Source organism: Ascidiaceihabitans donghaensis, assembly GCF_900302465.1.
Taxonomy (GTDB): domain Bacteria; phylum Pseudomonadota; class Alphaproteobacteria; order Rhodobacterales; family Rhodobacteraceae; genus Ascidiaceihabitans; species Ascidiaceihabitans donghaensis.
This window is the reverse complement of sequence record NZ_OMOR01000001.1, coordinates 214956-232876: the sequence shown is the minus strand read 5'-3', so window position 1 is coordinate 232876 and position 17921 is coordinate 214956. Positions and strand designations below refer to the sequence as shown.

Below are 17921 nucleotides of genomic sequence, written 5' to 3'. Positions count from 1 at the left end.
CAGCGCCCCGGTCCAACGAGGGTTTTAAAAATCCAGATCATTGTAGTGGCGTGGCGGCGGAAATCCGGACACCTGGTCAGCCAGAATGGAACGGAACGCCGGACGCGATTTGATCTTGGCATACCAATCCTTCACAATATCTGAACGGTTCCAATCGACATCGGAAATATAGTCCAAAGACGACAGATGGGCCGCTGCAGCGAAATCAGCCAACGTCATGGCATCTCCTGCCAACCAACGACGGTGATCCAGCAACCACGTCATGTAATCCAGATGGTACTTGATCGCCTTGGCGCCGGCCTTGACGTTCTTACTATCAGGATAACCTTGCTTCATCACCTTCTTGTTGACGCGTTCGTACAACAGGTTGGACGTGACTTCGTGATGAAACTTATCATCAAACCACGTCACCAAACGACGTACTTCCAACTTTGCCGCAGTGTCAGTCGGCATCAAAGAAGGCTCGGGGCGCGTTTCCTCGATATACTCACAAATTGCAGCGCTTTCAGACATCATGATGCCGTCCAAACGCAAAACAGGCACTTTGCCTGCAGGATTGCGACGCATGAAATCGGGATCCTGTTCCCAGTATTTCTCTTCAACCAGTTCAACCTCGATCTTCTTTTCAGCAAGACTTAGGCGCACCTTGCGGCAGAACGGGGACAAGGGAACGTGAAATAGGCGGGCCATCAGCAATCCATGGACAATTTGAGGTGTTTGTCTTCAATGCCTGCACACGCAGGGTTTTTCAACTCTCGAAACAACCAGCACGGCCATCAGCGCGAATTGTAGCCGCTCCATCCATGATCTGGGCGGCCCGTTTGCGCACAGAGGCGGACGGCTTCGACGCTGACCGCGTCTTAGGGCCCGGCAAAATCGCAGCCAGCCGGGCGGCCTGCACACCACTTAGGTCTTCGGGACCGACCCCAAAGTAATGCCGCGCTGCCGCTTCGACTCCAAATACACCTTCGTCAAATTCCGCGACATTCAGATACACTTCGACGATGCGACGCTTGGACCAGACCGCTTCGACCAAAAGCGTTCCAAAAGCTTCCATCGCTTTGCGTGTATAATTCCGACCATGCCACAAATAAACGTTCTTGACCGTTTGCTGGCTTAACGTAGAAGCCCCGCGGTTTGATCCATCTTCGATAGCATCTTTGATGGCCTCAACATCGAATCCCCAATGGCGACAGAAATTTGCATCCTCAGCCGCCACAACCGATCGGGCCATAACGGGGGCCACTTCTTCTAACGACACCCATTGGTAATCAACGCCGCCCAAACGGTTCTTTTCCTGAGACATGTAAATGGTGGTGAACGGGTTCACGACAGTGCCCAAAACAACCAACAAAACCGCAACCAGAAACGCAACGCTGAACACGCGCACAGACTGCCACATCAACCACCGCAAAGGACGACGTGGGGTGCCTTTTGGCTTTGTTGGTTTTTTGGTACGCTTCGCCATGGTTCAGCTATAGGCAGCGCATGCTGGTTTGTGAACGCTTAACGCGCGATCTGCTCTGCCAAATATGTCCCGATCAACCGCGACCCCAAGCGCGATGGATGCACACGGTCATAAAAGAACTGCGCGCGATTGCCCGGCTCAATCACATCTTCCGCATCCACAAACCGCAAATTGGGCATCTCTTTCGCAAGACGGGACAGACGTATTTCCATTTCGACCAACGCATCCCGACAGCCGGAAAACGGACCTGTGAACCCGGTGGCATAGTACCCAACCCACAATATATCAGTCTCTAATTTCCGTAAAAACGCAGGCATCAACCCTTGCAAATCAGCATCAATAAGCAAATCCAAATACGGAAAACACGCGCCGCACCCGCAGCCATTGGCAAAGTCGTTGGCCCCGCCGTTCACAACAACCAAATCCCAATCGCCTGCCACATATTGGGACCGGATATCGCCATTACCGGACCGTGTTGCAAAATTTGCACCTGATACAGCAACGCTTGTGATCTCAGCGCCTAAAGCCTCACCCATAACACTGGGAATGTCTTTACCGCTCCATGCGTTCCACGCCATCACGCTGTCGCCCATCGCAAGAATGCGCAATGGCTCTGCCCTCAAAGGCAAAGCCATCACAATCATCAAGATCAGATAACGAAACACTTTATTCTGCCGGAATGGCCGTTTCTTCATGGGACAACGGTGCTGGCAAATGCACCAGCATTTCCTTGGGACAAACCTGCACGAAATGCGCTTGTTCAAGATCCCAATGTTGCAAGATGTCAGCGGCCTTGCGGCTGCCTGTTTCTTCCAGATGGCGTTCCAAAAGCGTCTCTAATTGCACTTTCCAATGATCAACTGTCACCGGGCACGTCACCAAGGTCTCCATGTTCATCATCTCGGCGACCTTCCCGTCCGGATCATACAGATAGGCCATGCCGCCCGTCATCCCGGCCCCGAAGTTCGCGCCAATCTCGCCCAGAATCACAGCAACGCCACCGGTCATGTATTCGCAACCGTTGCTGCCGCAGCCTTCAATGACGACCTTCGCGCCCGAATTGCGCACCGCAAACCGTTCACCAGCACGGCCCGCCGCAAACAGATACCCGTCCGTGGCCCCGTACAAGACCGTGTTGCCGATGATGGTGTTGTCAGATGCGACCACAGGCGAGGCCATCGGCGGGCGCATCACAATCGTGCCCCCGGACAGACCCTTGCCCACATAGTCATTGGCATCACCAGACACTTCCAGTTTCAACCCGGGTGCCGCAAAAGCCCCCAGCGATTGTCCCGCCGATCCTTGCAGCTTCACCGTCAAATGGTCAGGCTGTAGCGTGTTGCGCATCCCGAAATTCTTGACGATGTGGCTGGATGTACGCGTGCCCACGGTGCGGTGCGTGTTCTGCACCGCGTATGACAGCTGCATTTTTTCACCGTCCTCAAGGAAGCGGGCCGCGTCGCGCACAATCTCTGCATCCAGCGTATCCGGCACCGGATTACGTGGCTTTTTCAGATCGTATTTGATCGCAGCCGCCCCATCGACGGTGATCAAAAGCGGGTTCAAATCCAGATCGTCCAAATGGGCAGAGCCACGCGACACCTGCGCCAGCAAATCGGCACGCCCGATCACATCATCCATGCTGCGCGCGCCCAAAGACGCCAGCAATTCACGCACTTCTTGTGCGTAGAATGTGATCAGATTCACGACCTTGTCGGCGTTGCCTGTGAACTTTTCACGCAGGGATTCATCCTGTGTACAGACGCCCACAGGGCAAGTGTTCGACTGGCACTGGCGCACCATGATGCAGCCCATGGCGATCAGGGCTGCGGTGCCGATGCCGTATTCCTCGGCCCCCAGCATCGCCGCCATCACAATGTCACGCCCTGTGCGCAAACCACCATCGGTGCGCAGCGTCACACGTTCGCGTAGGTTGTTCATGGAAAGCACCTGATGCGCTTCGGTCAGACCCATTTCCCACGGCAGACCCGCATATTTGATCGAGGTCGCGGGGGAGGCACCCGTGCCCCCATTGTGGCCCGAAATCAGGATCACATCGGCCTTCGCCTTGGCCACACCCGCCGCAATCGTGCCAACACCAGAAGATGCCACCAGCTTCACAGTCACCTTGCAGCGCGGATTGATCTGTTTCAGGTCATAGATCAGCTGCGCAAGATCCTCGATGGAATAGATGTCGTGGTGCGGCGGCGGTGAAATCAGCGTCACACCTTTGGTCGAATGGCGTAGCCGCGCGATCAGGTCGGTGACCTTCATCCCCGGCAACTGCCCGCCTTCACCCGGCTTTGCCCCTTGGGCGACCTTGATCTCAAGCTCTTCACATTGGTTCAGGTATTCCGCCGTCACACCAAAGCGGCCCGACGCCACCTGCTTGATCTTCGCAGACGGGTTGTCGCCGTTGGGCTCAGGGTGGAAATGCGCCGGATCTTCGCCGCCCTCGCCACTGTCGGACTTCGCGCCAATGCGGTTCATAGCGACGTTCAAGGTCTTGTGGGCCTCGGGGCTCAGCGCACCCAAGGACATGCCCGGCGTCACGAAACGCTTACGGATCGAGGTGATGCTTTCGACCTCTTCCAAGGGGATCGCATCACCCAAAGGTTTGAAATCCAGCAAGTCGCGCAAATGGATCGGCGGGTTGCTTTGCATCTTCGCGGAATACTGCTGCCACATGGCATATGAGGCTCTATTACAGGCCATTTGCATCATATGCATGCTTGTCGCTTCCCACGCGTGGGTCTCGCCGGACTTGCGGGATTTGTAGAAACCACCGATGGGCAACACGTTGGTGCCTTGCCAGCCCTGCGCGTGAACCTCTTCGGTTTTGCGTTGGATGCCGCTGACACCGATGCCGGAAATCCGGCTGGTCATGCCGGGGAAAAATTCAGCGCACATGGCGCGGGACAGGCCCACCGCCTCAAAATTCAAACCGCCGCGATAGCTGGAAATCACGGAAATCCCCATCTTCGCCATGATCTTCAAAAGCCCTTGGTCAATCGCATCGCGATAGCGCTGCACGGCCACGGTTAGGCTGCAATCAAGCAAGTTGCGATCGATCCGGTCCGCCAGTGAATCCTCTGCCAGATAGGCGTTCACAACTGTCGCACCGCAACCGATCAAGACAGCGAAATAGTGCGGATCGACACATTCAGCAGAGCGCACGTTGAGCGAACAGAATGTGCGCAGGCCCTTACGCGTCAGATGCGAATGCACCGCACTGGTCGCCAGGATCATCGGCATCGCCACACGGCCTTCACTGCTGCCTTGATCGGTCAGCACAATATGTCCGGCTCCAGAACGCACAGCGTCTTCCGCTTCGGCTCTAATACGGGCCAAACCTGCGTTCAGGGTGCCGTTGCCTGCTTCAAATGTGCAGTCGATGGTCGCGAGGTCCGCGTTGAATTCCTCAACCAATTGATCCCACTGCGCGTTGCCAACAAAGGGGCTATCAAGCGTCAAAATCTCGGTTTGCGAACTGTCTTCGTCCAACACGTTCTTGAGGTTCCCAAAACGCGTCTTCAACGACATCACCCGGAATTCGCGCAAGCTGTCGATGGGTGGGTTCGTGACCTGACTGAAATTTTGACGGAAAAAGTGGCTCAGCGGGCGGTACTTTTTCGACAAGACCGCAGACGGGGTATCATCGCCCATCGACGCCAAGGTCTCTTTGCCATCCTCAGCCATCGGGGCCAAAATCTGCTCAAGTTCCTCGATGGTGTAGCCCGCCGCAATCTGACGGCGGCGCAGTTCGGCGCCTTCAAACAGGGGTTTTTCCGTCACCGACGCCAGCGGCGCATCAAGGTCCTTGATCTTGCCAGCCCACTCGCCAAAGGGTTGTGATGCGGCCAGTTCATCCTTGATTTCAGTGTCGTGGTACAGCTTGCCCTCTTTCATATCGACGGCCAGAATTTGCCCCGGCCCAAGCGCGCCTTTTTCCTGCACGCGGGCCTCGTCCAAAGGCACCATGCCTGTTTCAGAACCGGCAATCACAAGACCATCGTTGGTCACAACATAGCGCATGGGGCGCAGGCCGTTCCGGTCCAGACCCGCGCAGACCCAGCGACCATCGGTCATCGCCAAAGCGGCAGGACCATCCCATGGCTCCATCACAGAATTACAGTAGGAATACATGTCGCGCCACGCCTGTGGCAGCTCAACCGCCTGCTTGGACCAGCTTTCTGGCACCAACATGGTTTTCGCCATGGGCGCATTGCGACCAGCGCGCACAAGAACCTCAAAAACAGAGTCTAATGCAGCGGAATCCGACGATCCTGATGCCACAATCGGTTTGATATCTTCGGCCATATCACCAAAGGCACCGGACGCCATGCGGATCTCGTGGGACTTCATCCAGTTCAGGTTGCCTCTTAGCGTGTTGATCTCGCCGTTGTGCGCCAACATGCGGAATGGCTGCGCCAACCACCACTGCGGGAATGTGTTTGTGGAATAGCGCTGGTGATAAATCGCGAAGGCCGATTTGAAACGCTCGTCCATCAAATCAGGGTAAAATTCTGCAACCTGTTCGGCCAGCATCATACCTTTGTAGATGATAGACCGGCAGGACAAAGAAGCGATGTAAAGCGCGCCGACACCCGCCGCTAAAGCCGCCTTTTCGATGCGGCGACGGATCACATACAACTCGCGCTCAAAGGTCTCTTCATCGACACCCTTGGAGTTGGAAATCAAGATCTGTTCGATCTCGGGGCGGGTCGCGTTGGCTTTTTCGCCCAGACAAGCGATCTCAACCGGCACGTGGCGCCAGCCGTAAATATAGTAGCCCATACGCAGCACTTCGGTTTCCACGATGGTCCGGCAGGTTTCTTGGGCGCCAAAGTCGGTGCGTGGCAAGAACACCTGACCCACGGCGATCAATTCGTCCATGTTGGGGGTGTGGCCTGTGCGCTCGATCTGGTCGTAGAAAAATTTGACAGGGATTTGCACATGAATGCCCGCGCCGTCGCCAGTCTTGCCGTCCGCGTCCACAGCGCCGCGATGCCAGATGGCTTTCAACGCCTGAATACCATTCTCCACAACGGAGCGTGTGGGGGTGCCGTCGATGGACACCACAAGACCAACGCCGCAGGAAGAATGTTCTTCTTCCTCGGAATAGAGACCGTTTTCGGCCATAAACGTGCGTTTCGCTTCTTCGGCTTTCACCCAGTTTTCATCGTATTTGGTCATGGCTTTGGCCCTTTCAGTGCAGCGGACAGCGACGCCATTTCTAGCGAACATCCGTAAAGTGGCGTTGAGGCGAAAAACCCGTTTTCGCCTGGATAGATAAATTCAATCGGAGAACTGTCGACGACTGACTGACGGTCGCCCATTTCGCGCGTGCGTGGGCCACCAAAAAAGCGGCGATGTTTGGCCGACACATATTCACGGCCAGACACTTTCAACAGCGCGGTGTTCGATCCCGGGTTCACAAACCGTGCGCTGAATTCAGTGCGGTGCAGTGGTTCGCCGTCAACGGTTACGTTGTATTCCACGATACGATCATATCCCACAACGCGTGTGCGTTGCTGTGTTTTGGCATCGACGATAATGAAATCGTAACTGTCGACGCCCGTCGCCAAAAGCTCGGTCAAATTGGCCGGATCGGTTGCGGGTTGCTGTAGGTTTGTCTGGCGAGACGGTGAAAAATCGTAGCTTTCAAGCCATTGCGCTTCAGCGTCGATCTTGCCCAGATACGTCACGGAGGTTTGACCGATGTCAGCGCGCCATTGAATGCCATCTGGATCTTTTTCGCAGGTCCAATATTGCGCAACTTTGCAGTTGGCCTGCTGTACGGTCAGAAAGCCGGTGCAGCCGGCGGGCGGCGTGAACACAGGATCACCCGCCAAAGCCGGTGACGCGCATACAGCGAATATGACGACGCACCCCTTCACGCGTCGTCCTCCGGCGCAAACAGTGCAAGCGTTTCAACGGTAGTCATTTTGCGATGATCGCCCGCCAATGCGTAGCCCTTGGGGGCGGCATCTGCAAAAAATTCAAGCTTGAGCGGCGCACCCGCGGCGTCGTCAAACAACCCCGCAGACAGGTTCCGTACGCCATCATGTGTCGTGCCATACCAAAGCGTTGACCCACATTGGCTACAAAAACCACGTTCTGCCCATTCAGACGATTGAAAGGTTTGAAACGGACCCTGCACGTCAATTTCACCATCCGTCGCCAGCGACATGAACATCGAACTGGTATGACGGCGACACATATCACAGTGACACGCGCGTACGATAGGGTTGGTTACGGTTGCTTTAACCGTGACCGCACCGCACAGGCAGCGTCCTTCGATGTGTCGTTGAGATGTCACTTTTGCTTGTCCTTCATCGCATCGGGTGATCGTGGCGCATTTTTAGCTGCGCCAAACGTGAACAGCTATTCGGCGGCTATGACCGCATTCGCGTTCATCTTTTCCAAAATGGCTTCTGCACAATCGCGTCCATCTTTGATTGCCCAAACCACCAAAGACGCACCGCGCACAATATCTCCGACGGCATACACGCCGTCCATTTGCGTGGCACCGCTGGTGTATTCCGTCAGAATCGTGCCCCAGCGGCTGACCGGCAATTCCGGTTCGTTCCACAATGTTGGCAACGCTTCAGGTTCAAAGCCCAGCGCCATGATGACAATGTCTGCATCTTCTACATAATCCGCGCCATCGATCACTTCAGGGGCTTGTCGACCGGTTGCATCGGGCGCACCCAGACGCATCTTTTGCACCATCACGCCGCTGACCGCATCGCCTTCGACGACGAAGCCTTTAGGGGCAGACAGCCATTCAAATACGACACCTTCTTCCTCGGCGTTTTGAACTTCGCGTTGCGATCCCGGCATATTCGCACGGTCACGCCGATAAAGACATTTCACCGATGTCGCGCCTTGGCGGATCGACGTTCGCACACAATCCATTGCCGTGTCGCCGCCGCCAATGACCACGACCTTCTTGCCCTCGGCGTTCAAAGCGCCGCTGTCAAATTCAGGCACTGCATCCCCAAAGCTTTTGCGGTTGCTGGCTGTCAGGAAATCAATCGCACGCAAAACGCCGCCCGCTTCCGACCCTTCGGCCTGCAAATCGCGGCTTTTGTAGACACCTGTCGCAATGATGATCGCGTCGTGTTTTGCCCGCAAATCAGCAAAGGAAACATCGGTCCCGACATCTGTGTTCAGCTCAAACTTGACGCCGCCCTGCGCCAGTTGATCGTTGCGGCGCACGACCACGTCTTTTTCCAATTTGAAACCGGGAATTCCGTATGTCAGCAAACCCCCTGCGCGGTCGTAGCGGTCATAAACGGTGACTTGAATGCCTGCGCGACGCAGCACGTCCGCTGCTGCCAAACCGCCGGGACCCGCGCCAATAATGCCGACAGTTTCCGCGCGTTCCACGCTGGGGGAAATGGGCAGGACCCAACCTTGGTCCCACGCGGTGTCTGTGATGTATTTTTCGACCGAACCGATGGTGACTGTGCCGTGACCTGATCCTTCGATCACGCAGTTACCTTCACACAAGCGGTCTTGTGGGCAGATGCGGCCGCAAATCTCGGGGAAAGTATTTGTCGCTTGGGATAATTCGTAAGCTTCTTGCAAACGGCCCTCTGCAGTCAGACGCAACCAGTCGGGGATGTTGTTGTGCAGCGGGCAATGTTGCTGGCAATATGGCACGCCGCATTGGCTGCATCGGCTGGACTGCTCTTTGGCTTTCGCGTCTGCATATTCCGCATAGATTTCATTGAAATCCTCGCGACGCTCGCCCGCCTCACGCTTCTGAGGCATGTCCCGTTCAATATTAACGAACTTCAACATAGGTTGTTTGGCCATGATACCCTCAGATTCTGCGTGTGATACGCGGTCTTTAGGGCAGTATTGTCAGGTTTGGAAGGGAAAATTGCAATATAGGTAACTTTTGCGACCTATTTTTTGATGCTTTCTTACAAAATTACACTTGCAGAGCCGATAATCGCCAATATTAATACCGAATCGGACCTAAATGCCGGTTTTACATTGTTTTGCATTGCGAATAGTCAGTTCGGGCTGCACCGATAGCCTTTAGGACCACAATGTCACTCTTTCACCTTTTCATCCTGGCTGTGATCCAAGGCGTCACCGAATTTCTTCCCATCAGCTCATCTGGACACTTGATTTTACTACCCAGCCTGACCGGCGCCGCTGATCAAGGCCATGTTCTGGATGTGGCGGTACATGTGGGCACATTGTTTGCGGTGATCTTGTATTTCCGTTCAGATGTCGTGACTGCCACCATTGGCTTCGGGCGATTGCTGCGCGGAAAAGTGGATACACAGGGCGCGTTTTTGGCTTTGTGCCTTGTGATCGGAACAATTCCCGTCATTGTTGTTGGCTTTGTTTTGGAAATGACCGGGCTTGCCTATGTCATGCGGTCTGTAGCCATGATTGGCTGGGCCATCTTGGGGTTCGGCATTTTGCTGTATTGGGCCGACATGACCGGCGCCTCTGAAAAAACCGACGGCGATTGGTCTTTGAAAGACGCTTGGATCATGGGATTGGCGCAGGCGTTGGCATTGATCCCCGGCACGTCGCGCTCTGGCATTACCATCACCGCTGCGCGTCGCCTTGGTTACGGGCGCGAAGGTGCTGCGAAACTATCTATGCTGATGTCTATTCCAACAATCATCGCGTCCGGAGTGCTGTTGGGTCTGCACTCCATCGGCAACATCGATCTGCCCCAAGCGCGCGACGCTGCGATCGGGGCTTTCTTTGCCTTTGTTGCGGCTTTGATTGCATTGGCTTTGATGATGCGTTTGTTGCGCAGCGTTAGCTTTACGCCTTACGTCATCTATCGCATCATCTTTGGCACAGGCCTGTTGATCTGGGCCTACAGCTAAGGGTCACGTGCGCAGGTTCTTTGCGCTTTCCTTGATCGCCGCATACTGACCAGATGGACGGAAGCGCCACAGATACTCTGGCAAAACCGCTTCCAAAGCGACGGGTTCAATTCCGAAATCTGCCAGCCCTTTTGCGCCGTCAGACACAACATTGTCGTTGGCCAGGTTTTTGACCTGATCGCTTGTGATCATCGCAGGAATAATACCCAACGACAGTTTGCTGGCCAAACCAAAGCCAAAGGCCATGATGCGGGCCACAAAAAACGGGATATTCACAATCATGCGACGGCGACGGATCACACCCAGCATAGTTTCCATCAAGGACCGGAATGTTGCAACATCAGGGCCGCCCAACTCATAGACGCCCGGCGCGGCGCTGCTTGTCAAAGACAGTTCCGCCGCCTGCGCCACATCATCGACAAAGACAGGCTGGAATTTTGTGTCAGCGCCAACCACAGGCAAAATCGGACCCATGCGCGTCATGCCGGCAAATCGGTTAAAGAAGTCATCTTCGGGACCAAAGACAATGGAAGGACGCAAGATCACAGCGTTTGGCATGTGCTTCAAAACGCCTGCCTCGCCTTCACCTTTGGTGCGCGCATAATCGCTGTCTGCTGTCACATCCGCACCAATGGCCGAGATATGAACCATTTTGCCCACACCTTGCTGCGCCGCAATCCGCGCGACACGTTCCGCACCTTCGGCTTGCACGGCGTCAAAACGGTTCTTGCCCGCTTCCGCCAAAATACCCACGCAGTTCACAACCGCGTCCGCACCTTGCATTACCTGCGCCACTGACGCGTCATCGCGGATGTTGCACAAAACCGGTTCAACCTGACCGACAACACCGTAAGGCTTTACAAAGATCGCTTCGTTCGGCCTGCGCACCGCCACGCGCACACGCCATCCCGCTTTCGCCATGCGGCGGGCGATGTACCGCCCGATAAAACCGGATCCGCCGTAGATTGTAACCAGCTTGGACATTGTGTGCTCCTGACTGTGCGCATTGTTATATAGGGATGTACCCAAGGCAGTGCCCCCAAACAAGGCGCTAAATCGTCGCTTTGCCTGTGTTTCGAACCTGTTTGGCGGTACATGGTATTGTTTGCCATCATCTGATGCGAGAATCCTTAAGATTCCATTTGACACCTAACGCCGGCGCCCTTAATTGCTGCACCACACCTGTGCCCAGGTGGCGGAATGGTAGACGCGCTAGCTTCAGGTGCTAGTGTCTGTATGGACGTGGAGGTTCGAGTCCTCTTCTGGGCACCAGTTTTCTAAAAATAATGAATATTTTTCAATAGCTTAATAGAATAAGCTGTCCGACGGTCCACCTTCTGATCCACCTTTGCAGCTTTTCTTGTACCAATTTCCTAGCGTCCAAATGAATGCGCAGGAAAGCGACCGATATCAGCGGCCCCTTTCCTACTATTCTACAGCTTTGTGTCTACCCTCAAGGAAAACGGCTAGAAATTTCGGCTGCATTACATGCAAATTAAAGGCTACCAACAAAATCACTAGGCAAGATGGCAGCAACTAAGCCTGTTACGCACCTGAGGCAGTCAATCAGTGCTTCAATTCACTCGCTCGCTCAATGTTGGCAGCGGCGGCAGCGCAAGGCCAGACTCTGAAGTATGATGACTGAAAAGCGCCCTAAAGTAGGGGTACGTAGCAAACCTTCCTACCTTGTCAAAATAATGCCTTACATTGGCTTCATCAAAATTTGCCAAATCAGAGTATCCGATAAGGTAGTTCGCGACGAGCCTCAGAGCTTTCTTTCGCCCATACTTAATCTCTGCGGTCCATCGATAGTGGCCCATTGCAAGTCCCTGTTTAGCGTCAAAGGTAAAGTGATCGCTATCACCAGAGAAGCCATGAGTCATCTTTGAAAGATCTTCGATGGCAAAGGAGATTTCTGGTTTGATCAAATACTTGCTGTCAATGAGCTTGATTTCGAAAAGCCGAGCGGCCTTTGAAACTTCGGCATACCCGTCGTAGTCAAAAGCGACTTCTGGAAGCTCAGCGCTAGCTTCATATGTTCCAAGGTTTTTATTGCTTTGAGCCATCATGCGGCCATCTTTTTCCTAGGAGCCGCGTCATTTGCTGGCTGCTCTTTCCAAATAGACGGATTTCCACTCACAATCATTGGCTTAAACTTAGCAACCCTCTCACTAACCCGGGCACTACGAATGTCCTGCTTGGGAACGAACTCAAATTCGTCACCAAGCGCGTGGACAATCTTAGCAATGGTTTTCACCGTCAGATTAGGTCCATTAGACGAAAAAATCTGAGAAACTCTTGCTGGTGTCATACCAAGCCGTTCAGCCAAATCTTTATTGTTAACGCCCCTTTTGTTCATGATTTTCTGCAACGAAACCTGAACCGAAAAAACCAACGATTCGATAGCGAACGCTTCTTTGTCTTCTGGACCTACGGGACCCATCAGTTCCTTATTGATACCCATGTCTATTCTCCCACACTTTTGGCCGCTCTTTTGAGCTGAGCTCTGTCTGCTTTATTGTCTTTTTTAATCGCGGCTTCAGACGCAACAAAACGAAGCCGTGGCCCGCTTTCCCAGCATCCATAAACGCGAAGTTGGTATGATTTTGTGGCATAAACCATGACTTCTGTTCCTTCAGCATTTGGAAAGCGTGCCTCGGATTTGAATTTCTGTTCATTCAAATCATTCGGTCCGTTATCACTCAGATGCCCTAGTATGTCATTTGTTCGACCGCGATCTTTTGGAGGGGCGGATTTGACAATCTTGAATGCCTTTTTTGAGAGCCAGACTTCGCAATAGTCGCCTTCTGCAATCTTTAAAAATCCTGCTTTCAACACACTCTGCCCACTACAAGTTAAGATATAACTAAACATCGCGTGCGCACTGTCAACCGAAATGGAAGATTTTCTCGGCTACGCCCCTCTGCCAATGCAACGGTCATGAGAGGTTCCCGAAAACCGCCTCCCGTCCCTCTACGCTGAGGAGATGCTTAAATTGTTCTACGAATAGGTGGTCCGCTTGGCCCTCGCACCACTCAATCTCAAACCGTTTGCGCTGGTACGTCCGTTGCCACATTCCTTTGGGTTTGGGTGCAATCCAATGCGCAGTACCGGGTTCGCCGCCCAGTTCCATCCGCAGCTTGTTTGCGCGGCGCAACATGCGGTCATAGCGTGGTTCCGATTGGCTGGTGTAAGCTAGCCTGTAGCAGTGGCGGCATAGAAAGTATTTGCCGCCAGCGTACAGCTTTGCAACCCGTCGATTGCAAGCCTGCCCATTCACAACGCCGGGGCAACGGAAATAGGGGCGCTGGCTTCCATAATGACAGGAAGCGTAGGTCAAGGGCACAGGTTGCTCCACGTGCTCCCAGTCGCCGCCATATTCCCTGACACGGTAGTTTAGGACAAGTCGCCCCTCTTGCGCGCGATAGTTTATCCGGCCAAATTCTTCCCCGTCGCGTGACCAGATCCAGCTACCGCTCCAACCGGGTCTCAAAGTGCCTTCGCGGTGCAAACGATTAACGTCCAACCGCTTACAGCTCTCTACCTTGTTCTTTTGGCGTGGTCTGCCTGATCCATATCCGCCCATATTCTGCACCTCTCATTTTTTACGAAATCGTTTGGCAAGTTTAGGGTAGTCGGCTGGTGAAACCCAAAATCCCTGAACTGTGTATACGCATATTTGCCTTCCCGCTCCGGTCCCTTGTCGTATTGGTCTAGACTTTGAACCGCCCCCCGTAGCCCTTCGCGTCATGCCCAGCGCCACGTCTCTCAAGCCTCTGCCTAGCCTTCTGTCGTGTTTGCCCCGAACTGCCAATGTCGCCCGCTACCTATACCGCCCATGTCTCACCTCAGGGTTTTGCCGAAATCATTTGGAAAGTTAGCCTCTCCAAAACCGCCTCTGACGCGCTGCACGCTTGCGGCATCCTTCACAGCAATACCTGGCATCAGCTCTGCGCCATGTTTGCAGATCCTCAAAACACCAATCACAGCGCCATGTATTGCGCTGTAGCCGCCTGAGAATTGTCACTGCACGCTTGAAACGGTTTTGGCTGCTGTTGCTCCACAAATAGCCCTCATGGGTGACTGTAATCCGGCCCTCGCCACGCTCTGAGATGTAAACCCCGTCCAGGTCAGGTGCTGGCATAGAAAGCCCTCCAACTTGATTTAATCGCAACGCAGAGGGGGGTTATCTATCTGATCTTTTGACAACCCACGTTTTTAACCCCTCAGGGGCCATATATGGGTTTCAGGGCGTTCTCCGCGTGCTGAGAGAGGGATCCACGCTATACGGGCCTCTAGCTGCGCCCTAGCGGCCTCTCTAGCCTTCTTTCCTATCGGCTCAGATACACCATATGGCTAGATGTATATATGTCCTGTTTTTTGTGACGCCTGACCACGCGTTATCCCCCTGATCTGTCACATATTTTGTGCACGCTTGGCGTTTTCTGCGTTGCAATGCACAGATTTTGTGACGGGGCTGCACGGTTTTTGTGCGGGGCTTTTGTATTTTTTGAAATCCATGGTCGCGCGTTTACCGTCCATTGTCGCAAGTTCTGTCAAAGCCCAAGATGCAGCGCTACCGACGCCAGAGGGGCCAAGGAATGACCCGCGCGTCATTTTGATAAACCCGCGTTCTTCAAGGATACGAAACCAAGGGCCAACCGTATTGCGATGCACCGCCAGTGCCTTTGCAGCGTCCCTATGGCTCAAAAATATCGCGCCGTTGTTGTGGCTGTTGTACTGGCGCTTTAGTTCAACATAGAGCGCCCGTGGTCCCGGCGGCATGGTTGCCCACGCCTCCGAGTTCAGGAACCAATAGTAAAGCTGGACAAACTTGGCTTTGCTTCGCCCTTTCTTGTTCACGCCACTAGCCATGCAGCCCGGCCTCCCCATAGGCTAGGAACGCATAGGACCATGCGGCGGGTTCTGACAGCCCGTGTTTGCGCATGATACGGCGCACGGCGCTGGGCGGGGTTGTGGTGCGCTTGCGGTTCATTGCGCGCCCTCCACCGCGCCCAGCGCTTTGGCAGATGGTGGATAGCGAAGTGCCTTGCGGTCCACGTCCGCATTGAGACTATAGAACGCCACATTGTCGGGCTTGCGATAGCTGGTCTGGATCGGCCAAGCATATTCCGATTTCAGGCGGTGAATGATTGCACCCAAACGCCAGCCACGTACTTCGCGGATTTCGGTTTGATGGGAAATTGCGCGCCCATCCAAAAGCGCTTTGCAGGTCCAGAAAACTTGGGTTTTGCCCGAGTAGAATTGATCGTCAATCATTAGGGTCGTCCTTATGGTTGATGCCACAAGGCGCTGGGCGTAGAGTGCAGACATTCCTACCACGGAAAACGCTCCACCCGCCGCCCATGCGCACTGCATGGCGGGGGGTGAAGTTATGCGTTTGAACGTTGTTGGAGAGTGGCGTCGATGTCCGCTTCGTTCCAGTACAGACGGGAACCAATTTTTACGGGTTTGGGCAAGCGGCCCAGATCAACGTCACGGTAGATCGTAGTGCGTCCACGGCCTCCAAGTTTGGCTTGTAGGTCGCGGAAAGAAAGATAGCGCATTGTGGTGCTCCATGTTGTTGCATGGAACCTTCATTCACCACCTATTCGTTTGGACGAACTAAATTACGCGACGAATTATTAAATGGATTAGATTGCTTTTCGTGGCCCCGGTTTTGAAAGCTCAGGCCTAATTTTGACAGCCATTTCCCATGTAGCCAGAAATTCCGCTTGCTTCATGTCCGTAGCAAATCGCTTTCTAGCTTCCCGTTTAGTCATCCTATTGTCGTCGTCAAATGCATCAACAATAGCTTGCGCGGTTTGTCGATGGTTTGGTGCGCTAGGGGAACCTTCCCACTTTCCGAGTAAGTTGAAAAAATTGTGAGCGACTTTGTCTGTGTAGATGACGGGCAGGTTCATAAATGGACCAACAAATCTCTCTAAGACATCTGTGTCCACCGCTTCATCCGCCTCCGCAAAGGATTTCCAATCGTAGTGCCCAGACCCAGAACCAAGCGTACCAACTGTGACATCAACAAAGGTTCCGATGGGATCAACGCCCCAATTCCTCAGCAAATGGTGAGAAATTCTCACAACAGTGCCATTCGTCAACATCGTAAAAGGTAGAGCCTCATCTTGATCACAAAACCCCCAAGCCGTTTGGACTCCCTCAGAATAGCTTGCGTGGTCTATCCAATTTACCCATTCTCTGTGGCTTGAGCTGGGAACACTACTATCAAACGGTGCTTGTACTTCATGCATCTTCCTGTTGTCAGCTATGCACTGATCTGCAATTTCAGAAAGCGGGGTATATCCGACAGGGAAAATCACTTTGACGCTCCGAACATTGCAACAGCGGCAATGTCCTGAAGTGTTAAGCAGCGTGCCCACCATTCCATCAAGGCCCGCCGTTGCTCCAGATAGTCCGTGCGACGATAAGCTAACTCCACCGCCCCGCCTGACACATGACCCAGACAGGTTTCTGCAACGTCACGCGGCGTGTTTGTGGCCTCTGCCACCCAATCGCGGAAAGAGGACCGGAACCCATGGGGCCGTTCCGCCATGTCGCGCCGATCCATGTATTTCGACATCGTGGCATCCGAAATGACTCCGCGCCGCACCCCTGCGAACAGGAACCCGTCACGCGCAAAGGGTTTGGCTTGTTCGATCACCGCCAAAGCCTCCGACGACAATGGCACCCTGAAATCACTGGTCGCGTCCTTACGGCCTTTCATGGCCTCCGCAGGGATGGTCCAGACGTCACCTTCGATTTGATCCAAATGCAGAAATCGCAACGGGGCAGACCGCACCGCCGTAACGATAAGCAAGCGCAACGCCAGTTCGGTCACGGTCCCTTCATTCATCGATTGATAGAAGGCAGGAACATCGCGCCAGTTCAGCGCAGGGACGTGAACTGCTTTGTGACGTTGCTTGCCTAGAAGCGCCTTGGCCTTCTCTGTCGCTTGGATATCCACATCAAGGCCCAGCGCCGCCGCGTGTTTGATACATATGCCCAGACGATTCATCGCCTTGCGTGCAGTCTCTGCTTTGTCGTGCCAGATTGGGGCCAGCGTATCGCGGATGTCGCGTTGATCAATCTCGGACACTGGCAGCTTGCCCAGCTTTGGCAAGATGTGCAGTTCCAAAGGGGAAAACCACCGCCCCGCCTTACCATCGCCTTTCAATTCAGCTTTCCGGCTTTCAAAGGCATCATGGGCGATATCGGACAACAGGTGCATGTTGCGCTCTGCATCGCGCTGGGCGGCTTGACGTTGCTTGATCGGGTCTTTGCCCTGTTGGGATACCCTGCGCCACTTTTCCGCCTCCATCCGCGCCTCTCTAAGCGATACGCGGGGATAAGCGCCCAGCCCCATTTCGCGCCGCCGCCCATGCACATGCACCCGCAACACCCACTTGCCGCCGCCGCCATCATTCTTGAATATCCAAAGTCCGCCGCCATCCGAGTGTTTGCCAGCCTCCAAAGACTTCACCCCTTGCGCCGATAGCTTGTTCAATGCCCTAGTCATACAGTCCACCCTCTGGTCCACCCTCAACATATAGTATGGTGTGATGCCCCAT

Annotated in this window: 18 protein-coding genes and 1 tRNA gene; 2 read left to right on the top strand and 17 right to left on the bottom strand. The window is 54.1% G+C overall.

The genetic code is table 11. The features are described from left to right. Positions 1–24: 24 nt before the first annotated feature. From fzlA to ASD8599_RS01130, 7 genes are all read right to left on the bottom strand, one after another. Entirely contained in the window at positions 25–690 is a 666-nt protein-coding gene (gene fzlA, locus ASD8599_RS01160; protein WP_108826841.1) for an FtsZ-binding protein FzlA, read from the bottom strand. 58 nt (positions 691–748) lie between these two features. Next, a complete protein-coding gene (gene mtgA, locus ASD8599_RS01155; RefSeq protein ID WP_108826840.1) occupies positions 749–1468 on the bottom strand; it encodes a monofunctional biosynthetic peptidoglycan transglycosylase in 720 nt (239 codons plus the stop codon). Positions 1469–1506: 38 nt separating this feature from the next. Continuing rightward, on the bottom strand, positions 1507–2133 hold the full coding sequence (locus ASD8599_RS01150) for an SGNH/GDSL hydrolase family protein (protein WP_181364374.1): 627 nt from the start codon (positions 2131–2133) through the stop codon (positions 1507–1509). A 1-nt stretch (position 2134) separates the two neighbouring features. Beyond that, positions 2135–6664 carry a glutamate synthase large subunit gene (gene gltB / locus ASD8599_RS01145; protein ID WP_108826838.1) on the bottom strand — a complete coding sequence of 1510 codons (4530 nt, stop codon included), beginning with the start codon at positions 6662–6664 and terminating at the stop codon, positions 2135–2137. Continuing rightward, on the bottom strand, positions 6661–7368 hold the full coding sequence (locus ASD8599_RS01140) for a hypothetical protein (RefSeq protein ID WP_108826837.1): 708 nt from the start codon (positions 7366–7368) through the stop codon (positions 6661–6663). The genes gltB and ASD8599_RS01140 overlap by 4 nt, the downstream gene beginning before the upstream one ends. Then, on the bottom strand, positions 7365–7790 hold the full coding sequence (locus ASD8599_RS01135; protein WP_108826836.1) for a GFA family protein: 426 nt from the start codon (positions 7788–7790) through the stop codon (positions 7365–7367). The genes ASD8599_RS01140 and ASD8599_RS01135 overlap by 4 nt, the downstream gene beginning before the upstream one ends. 65 nt (positions 7791–7855) lie before the next feature. After that, a complete protein-coding gene (locus ASD8599_RS01130) occupies positions 7856–9295 on the bottom strand; it encodes an NAD(P)-dependent oxidoreductase (protein ID WP_108826835.1) in 1440 nt (479 codons plus the stop codon). Positions 9296–9534: 239 nt separating this feature from the next. On the opposite strand from ASD8599_RS01130, the gene ASD8599_RS01125 reads away from it, so the two are divergent. Beyond that, a complete protein-coding gene (locus ASD8599_RS01125) occupies positions 9535–10338 on the top strand; it encodes an undecaprenyl-diphosphate phosphatase (protein WP_108826834.1) in 804 nt (267 codons plus the stop codon). A 3-nt stretch (positions 10339–10341) separates the two neighbouring features. Here ASD8599_RS01125 and ASD8599_RS01120 read toward each other — a convergent pair whose 3' ends face one another. After that, a complete protein-coding gene (locus ASD8599_RS01120) occupies positions 10342–11322 on the bottom strand; it encodes a complex I NDUFA9 subunit family protein (RefSeq protein WP_108826833.1) in 981 nt (326 codons plus the stop codon). A gap of 202 nt (positions 11323–11524) precedes the next feature. Between ASD8599_RS01120 and ASD8599_RS01115 the strand changes: the two genes are divergently transcribed. Then, positions 11525–11610, top strand: a tRNA-Leu gene (locus ASD8599_RS01115). Between the two features lie 302 nt (positions 11611–11912). On the opposite strand, the gene ASD8599_RS01110 is transcribed toward ASD8599_RS01115, so the two are convergent. The 9 genes from ASD8599_RS01110 to ASD8599_RS01070 form a co-directional block, all read right to left on the bottom strand. Next, the gene (locus ASD8599_RS01110) at positions 11913–12407 is read right to left on the bottom strand and encodes a hypothetical protein (protein WP_108826832.1); all 495 of its coding nucleotides are present in this window, start codon (positions 12405–12407) and stop codon (positions 11913–11915) included. Then, entirely contained in the window at positions 12404–12802 is a 399-nt protein-coding gene (locus tag ASD8599_RS01105; RefSeq protein ID WP_108826831.1) for a helix-turn-helix domain-containing protein, read from the bottom strand. Before ASD8599_RS01105 ends, ASD8599_RS01110 begins: the two co-directional genes overlap by 4 nt. A 2-nt stretch (positions 12803–12804) precedes the next feature. Continuing rightward, positions 12805–13176 carry a hypothetical protein gene (locus ASD8599_RS01100; protein ID WP_108826830.1) on the bottom strand — a complete coding sequence of 124 codons (372 nt, stop codon included), beginning with the start codon at positions 13174–13176 and terminating at the stop codon, positions 12805–12807. Positions 13177–14754: 1578 nt separating this feature from the next. Next, positions 14755–15201, bottom strand: a complete 447-nt coding sequence (locus tag ASD8599_RS01090) for a GntR family transcriptional regulator (RefSeq protein ID WP_181364373.1) — start codon at positions 15199–15201, stop codon at positions 14755–14757. Positions 15202–15205: 4 nt separating this feature from the next. Next, on the bottom strand, positions 15206–15334 hold the full coding sequence (locus ASD8599_RS20475) for a hypothetical protein (protein ID WP_281261549.1): 129 nt from the start codon (positions 15332–15334) through the stop codon (positions 15206–15208). Further along, complete coding sequence (locus tag ASD8599_RS01085) at positions 15331–15618, bottom strand: hypothetical protein (protein WP_108826828.1); 288 nt, start codon at positions 15616–15618, stop codon at positions 15331–15333. Before ASD8599_RS01085 ends, ASD8599_RS20475 begins: the two co-directional genes overlap by 4 nt. Positions 15619–15731: 113 nt before the next feature. Then, positions 15732–15905 (bottom strand): helix-turn-helix transcriptional regulator, encoded by a 174-nt coding sequence (locus ASD8599_RS01080; RefSeq protein ID WP_108826827.1) that lies wholly within the window; start codon positions 15903–15905, stop codon positions 15732–15734. Positions 15906–15992: 87 nt separating this feature from the next. Further along, complete coding sequence (locus ASD8599_RS01075) at positions 15993–16673, bottom strand: hypothetical protein (protein ID WP_108826826.1); 681 nt, start codon at positions 16671–16673, stop codon at positions 15993–15995. After that, the gene (locus tag ASD8599_RS01070) at positions 16670–17869 is read right to left on the bottom strand and encodes a tyrosine-type recombinase/integrase (RefSeq protein WP_108826825.1); all 1200 of its coding nucleotides are present in this window, start codon (positions 17867–17869) and stop codon (positions 16670–16672) included. The genes ASD8599_RS01075 and ASD8599_RS01070 overlap by 4 nt, the downstream gene beginning before the upstream one ends. Positions 17870–17921: the final 52 nt, after the last annotated feature.

Bases quoted from the DNA above. Each gene is read 5' to 3' on its own strand.
- ASD8599_RS01085 (WP_108826828.1), bottom strand. From the start codon at position 15,618: ATGATTGACGATCAATTCTACTCGGGCAAAACCCAAGTTTTCTGGACC.
- ASD8599_RS20475 (WP_281261549.1), bottom strand. From the start codon at position 15,334: ATGAACCGCAAGCGCACCACAACCCCGCCCAGCGCCGTGCGCCGTATC.
- ASD8599_RS01105 (WP_108826831.1), bottom strand. From the start codon at position 12,802: ATGGGTATCAATAAGGAACTGATGGGTCCCGTAGGTCCAGAAGACAAA.
- mtgA (WP_108826840.1), bottom strand. From the start codon at position 1,468: ATGGCGAAGCGTACCAAAAAACCAACAAAGCCAAAAGGCACCCCACGT.
- fzlA (WP_108826841.1), bottom strand. From the start codon at position 690: ATGGCCCGCCTATTTCACGTTCCCTTGTCCCCGTTCTGCCGCAAGGTG.
- ASD8599_RS01070 (WP_108826825.1), bottom strand. From the start codon at position 17,869: ATGACTAGGGCATTGAACAAGCTATCGGCGCAAGGGGTGAAGTCTTTG.
- ASD8599_RS01110 (WP_108826832.1), bottom strand. From the start codon at position 12,407: ATGATGGCTCAAAGCAATAAAAACCTTGGAACATATGAAGCTAGCGCT.
- ASD8599_RS01120 (WP_108826833.1), bottom strand. From the start codon at position 11,322: ATGTCCAAGCTGGTTACAATCTACGGCGGATCCGGTTTTATCGGGCGG.
- ASD8599_RS01125 (WP_108826834.1), top strand. From the start codon at position 9,535: ATGTCACTCTTTCACCTTTTCATCCTGGCTGTGATCCAAGGCGTCACC.
- gltB (WP_108826838.1), bottom strand. From the start codon at position 6,664: ATGACCAAATACGATGAAAACTGGGTGAAAGCCGAAGAAGCGAAACGC.
- ASD8599_RS01130 (WP_108826835.1), bottom strand. From the start codon at position 9,295: ATGGCCAAACAACCTATGTTGAAGTTCGTTAATATTGAACGGGACATG.
- ASD8599_RS01080 (WP_108826827.1), bottom strand. From the start codon at position 15,905: ATGCGCTATCTTTCTTTCCGCGACCTACAAGCCAAACTTGGAGGCCGT.